At 72.4% G+C, this 4,185-nt stretch carries 2 protein-coding genes; both read left to right on the forward strand.

From position 1 onward, the window contains the following. Positions 1–104 precede the first annotated feature (104 nt). A complete protein-coding gene (locus CCN39_RS47410) occupies positions 105–575 on the forward strand; it encodes a MarR family transcriptional regulator (RefSeq protein WP_086853696.1) in 471 nt (156 codons plus the stop codon). Between the two features lie 106 nt (positions 576–681). Continuing rightward, on the forward strand, positions 682–4,185 hold a 3,504-nt coding region (locus CCN39_RS47415; RefSeq protein WP_086853698.1), incomplete at its 3' end, for a DUF7507 domain-containing protein.

Consider the following 4,185-nt stretch of genomic DNA (forward strand, 5'->3'; position numbering starts at 1 on the left):
CGCCGCCCCCGATGATCAGTGCCTGTGTCATGTAGTTCGACCCCTCGAATGTCTTAGAAAGTAATTCGTTCTGTCGAACTAAAGAGTGGGCTAGGCTGGTCGCCGTGTCAAGCGAGCGAACGGAACTCGTCGAAGAAGTCCTGCTCAGGTCGCGGGAGCTGTCGACGGAGACGGTCATGTTCCACACCGCGATCTCCGAGACCCGCGGGCTCTCGGCGGTGGAGAGCAAGGTCCTGGACTACCTCGCGCGCTTCGGCTCGCAGACGCCGAAGGACCTCGCGCGCCTGTCGGGGCTCGCCCCGGCGTCGGTGACGGCGATGATCGACCGGCTGGAGCGCAAGGGCATCGTCAACCGCGAGCCGCACCCGGAGGATCGGCGCAAGATCCTCATCGCCTTGGACCTGCGGTCCATCGCGAGCGGCGTGCACCTGTGGGACCACCTCGTGAAGGGAATGCACGAGCTCTGCGACCGCTACACCGACGACGAGCTCCGGACGATCATCGGGTTCGTCCAGGCCGCCACCGCCCTCACCCACGAGTCGACGACGAAGCTGACCGAATCCACGAACGAGTGAGTTTGAAGGCGTAAAACCGGGACTCGTGCCACGCTCCCAAGGGTCGTCTCGGCCCCGGAGGTGGCAAGGAGTGCCGTTGCCCGAAAGACCGCTTCGCCCGATTCTCGTGCTGGCACTGGTCTTCCTGGCCTCGGCCTTCGTACCGGCGGCGGGCGCGGCCGCCGCCCCTCCGTTCGCCGTCGGCTACGACGCCGTGGTCTACGGCGACTTCGTCTACGCGGGCAACGGCGTCCTGCGCTGCCCGGTCGCCGCCGACGGCGCGCCGACCAGCGGGACGGTCGCGACCCCGGCGGCCTGCGCGAACACCGCCGACCGCAAGGACACCCTGGCCAACGACGACTTCTTCATGCAGTGGGCCGACGTCGACACCGACCCGGCGACGTTCGACTCGGCGAGCGCGTCGGTGGGCGTCCCGCCGGGAGCTCGCGTCGTCTTCGCCCGGCTGAACTGGGCCGGCAGCACCGCCTGCGGCCCCTCGGCGGTCGCGCCGCCCGGGACGCCCGCGAAGCAGAACGTCCGGCTTTCCGTCGGCAGCGCGGAATCCGTGGACGTCGCGCCTTCGGGGTACGCCGAAGACGGCGGGTATTACTCGGCGCACGCCGACGTGACCAGCCGGTTCGCCGGTGTCCCTGCCGTTTTCGACGTGACGGTCGGGAATGTCTGGGCGTTGAAGGGATTCGACTGCGTCGGCGGCTGGTCGGTCGCGCTCGTCTACGCCTACCCGGAGCGCAACGCGGACTACGCGCCGAACAAGCGCAAGGTGGTCGTCTACGACGGCCACGTCCGGCAGACCCCCGGCGCCCCGCCGGCCGAGACGGCGATCACCGGCTTCCGCGCGGCGGCCGCCGACGCACACCTCGGCGTCACGGCGTACGACGGCGACTGGGGTCGATCCGGCGACCAGTTCCTGGTCGACGGCACCCCGGCCGCCGAGCCCGCGACCGGCGGCACGTCGAACTTCTTCATCTCCAACGCCGACAACGCCGCGGCACCGAACAACTTCAGCGTCGACGCGAAGGCGTTCAACATCGACAGCGTTCGTGCCGGCGCAACGAGCGCGAAGCTCGGCGTCGTCACCAGCGGCGATGACGTCCTGGCGCAGAACCTGGCGTTTTCGGTGCCGGTGCCCGAACTCCAGATCGCCCTGCGAGCGACCCAGCCGAAGGCGCACGCCGGCGAGCCGGTGACGTTCGCCGTAGCCGTGACCAACCCGGGCGACGTCCCGGCGTCCAGGGTCGAGGTCGCCGACCCGGCCGTCCCGGAGTGCGCCAAACCGCTCGGCACGCTCGCCCCAGGGCAGACGGTGACCTATTCGTGCACCGGAACCGCGCCGCCCGACGACTTCACCAACACCGCGAAGGTGACCGGCACGAGCACGCTCGGCGACGCACTCGACGGCGTCGCGAGCGCGCACGTGGACGTCCTGCACCCGGCGCTGGGCATGACGAAGACGGCCGACCGGCCCGCGTACCGCGCCGGCGAGGTCGCGACCTTCACGATCAAGGTCACGAACACCGGCGACACGGGGCTGTCCGGCCTCCAGGTCACCGACCCGAAGACGCCGTCGTGCGCGCTCACCGGAGCGCTCGCGCCGGGCGAAACCCGCACGACGACGTGCACCGCGAAGGCCCCGATCGCCGACGGCGTCAACACGGCGAGCGCGCTGGGCACCGACGAGCTCGGCAAGCAGGTCACGGCGACGGCCGACGCACCCGCGCCGACGATCGCGCCCGCGGTCGAGGTCACCAAGACCGCGGACCCGCCGGTGATCCACGCCGGGGACGCCGTCACCTGGACGGTCGCCGTCCGCAACACCGGCGACAGCCCGCTGGCCCCGGTGAAGGTCACCGACGACACGACGGCGGCGTGCGCGCGCACGTTCGCCGGCCTGGCCGCGGGCGCGACGCAGACGTACACGTGCACGGCGAACCCGTCCCGGACCACGACGTCCCAGGCGACGGCGACCGGAACCGACCTGGCCGGCCGGCCCGTGACAGCCACCGCGTCGGCGACGGTCACGGTGATCACCCCGGCGCTGACGCTCACGAAGGACGCCACGCCCGGTATCGCGCGCGCCGGCGACCCGATCACGTACACGCTGACGGTCGCCAACGCCGGCGACGCACCGCTGACCGAGGTGACGGTGGCCGACGACGTCCCGGCGTGCGCCAAGGCGATCGGCGCACTGGCCCCGGGCGGGACGGTCACCTACACGTGCGGTGCGCCGGCCCCACCGGACGACGTGGCCACCACGGCCACGGCCACCGGCAAGGACCAGCTCGGCCGCGCGGTGAAGGTCACCGACGACGCGGCGGTCGACGTGATCCACCCGGCGGTCAGGCTGGCCGTGCGCGCGACCCCGGCCCAGGTCCGCGAGGGCGACACGGTGACGTGGACGATCACCGCGGCCAACACGGGCGACGTGCCGCTGACGGAGGTCTCGATCGCGGACGCCCAGGTCCCGTCGTGCGCGAAGCGGTTCGGCACGCTCCAGCCGCAGGCGCAGCGGGAGTCCACGTGCACGACGATCGCGGGCCCGGCCGGCTTCGCGAACAAGCCGACGCTGACGGGCACGGACCCGACCGCCCGCCCGGTGACGGCGGCCGCCGAGGGGGCGTTCGCGGTCCAGCACCCGGCGGTCGCGATCACGGCCGCGGTGACGGGCGGCCCGTTCCGGGAGGGCGACAAGGTGCCGTTCCGGATCACGGTCCGCAACGCCGGTGACGTGCCGCTGGCCGGCCTCCGAGTCACGGACACGCAGGCTGCGGGCGCGCGGGCGATCGGGGGCCAGGCTGCCGCCTCGCCGGGTGCCGGTGCGCAGGGCTCCGGCGCTTCCGGCTCGCAGACCGCGGGCGTGCAAGCCGCCGACGGGCAGGCCATCGGGGCGCGAGCCATTGCCCGACCGGGCGCCGCGGGGCAACCCGCTGGTGGGCAGGTGGCCGCTCGGCCGGGCGCTGGAGCGCAAGCCGCTGCTCAGCCGGGCGCCTCAGCCGCCGCGACCACCCGTGCCGCTGCCACCAGCTGCACCCAGCCCCTCGACGGCACCCTCGACCCCGGCGCCACCCGCGACTTCGCCTGCACCGCCACCGCCCCGGCCGACGACGTCACCCGCACTCTCCGGATCGTCGCCACTCCGCCCGTCGGTCCGGACGTCACCGCGGCCGCCGGCGCTGTTGTCGATGTCATCCATCCGGCCGTTGCGATCGCTCGGAGCGTCGACCCCGCCGTCGTGCGGGCCCGCGACACCGTGACCTCGACCATCACCGTCACCAACACCGGTGACAGCGTGCTCCAGGACGTCTCCGTCAACGATCCGCTGGCCCGGGACTGCACCAAATCCCTGGGCCGGCTCGAACCGCAGGCGAAGCGCACCTACAGCTGCACCCAAGCCGCCGGTGACAACGACTTCGCCGCCGTCGCGAAAGCCTCCGGTACCGATGCCACGAATCGGCCGGTGACCGCCGACGCCAGCGCCGGTGTCGATGTCATCCACCCCGCGCTCACCGTCACCAACGACGCCACACCCACGCGCGTCCGCCAAGGCGACGTCGTCACGTTCACCCTCGTCGTCGCGAACACCGGTGATGTCCCGCTGACCGATGTGTCCCTT

The organism is Amycolatopsis kentuckyensis (assembly GCF_002155975.1).
Lineage (GTDB): Bacteria > Actinomycetota > Actinomycetes > Mycobacteriales > Pseudonocardiaceae > Amycolatopsis > Amycolatopsis kentuckyensis.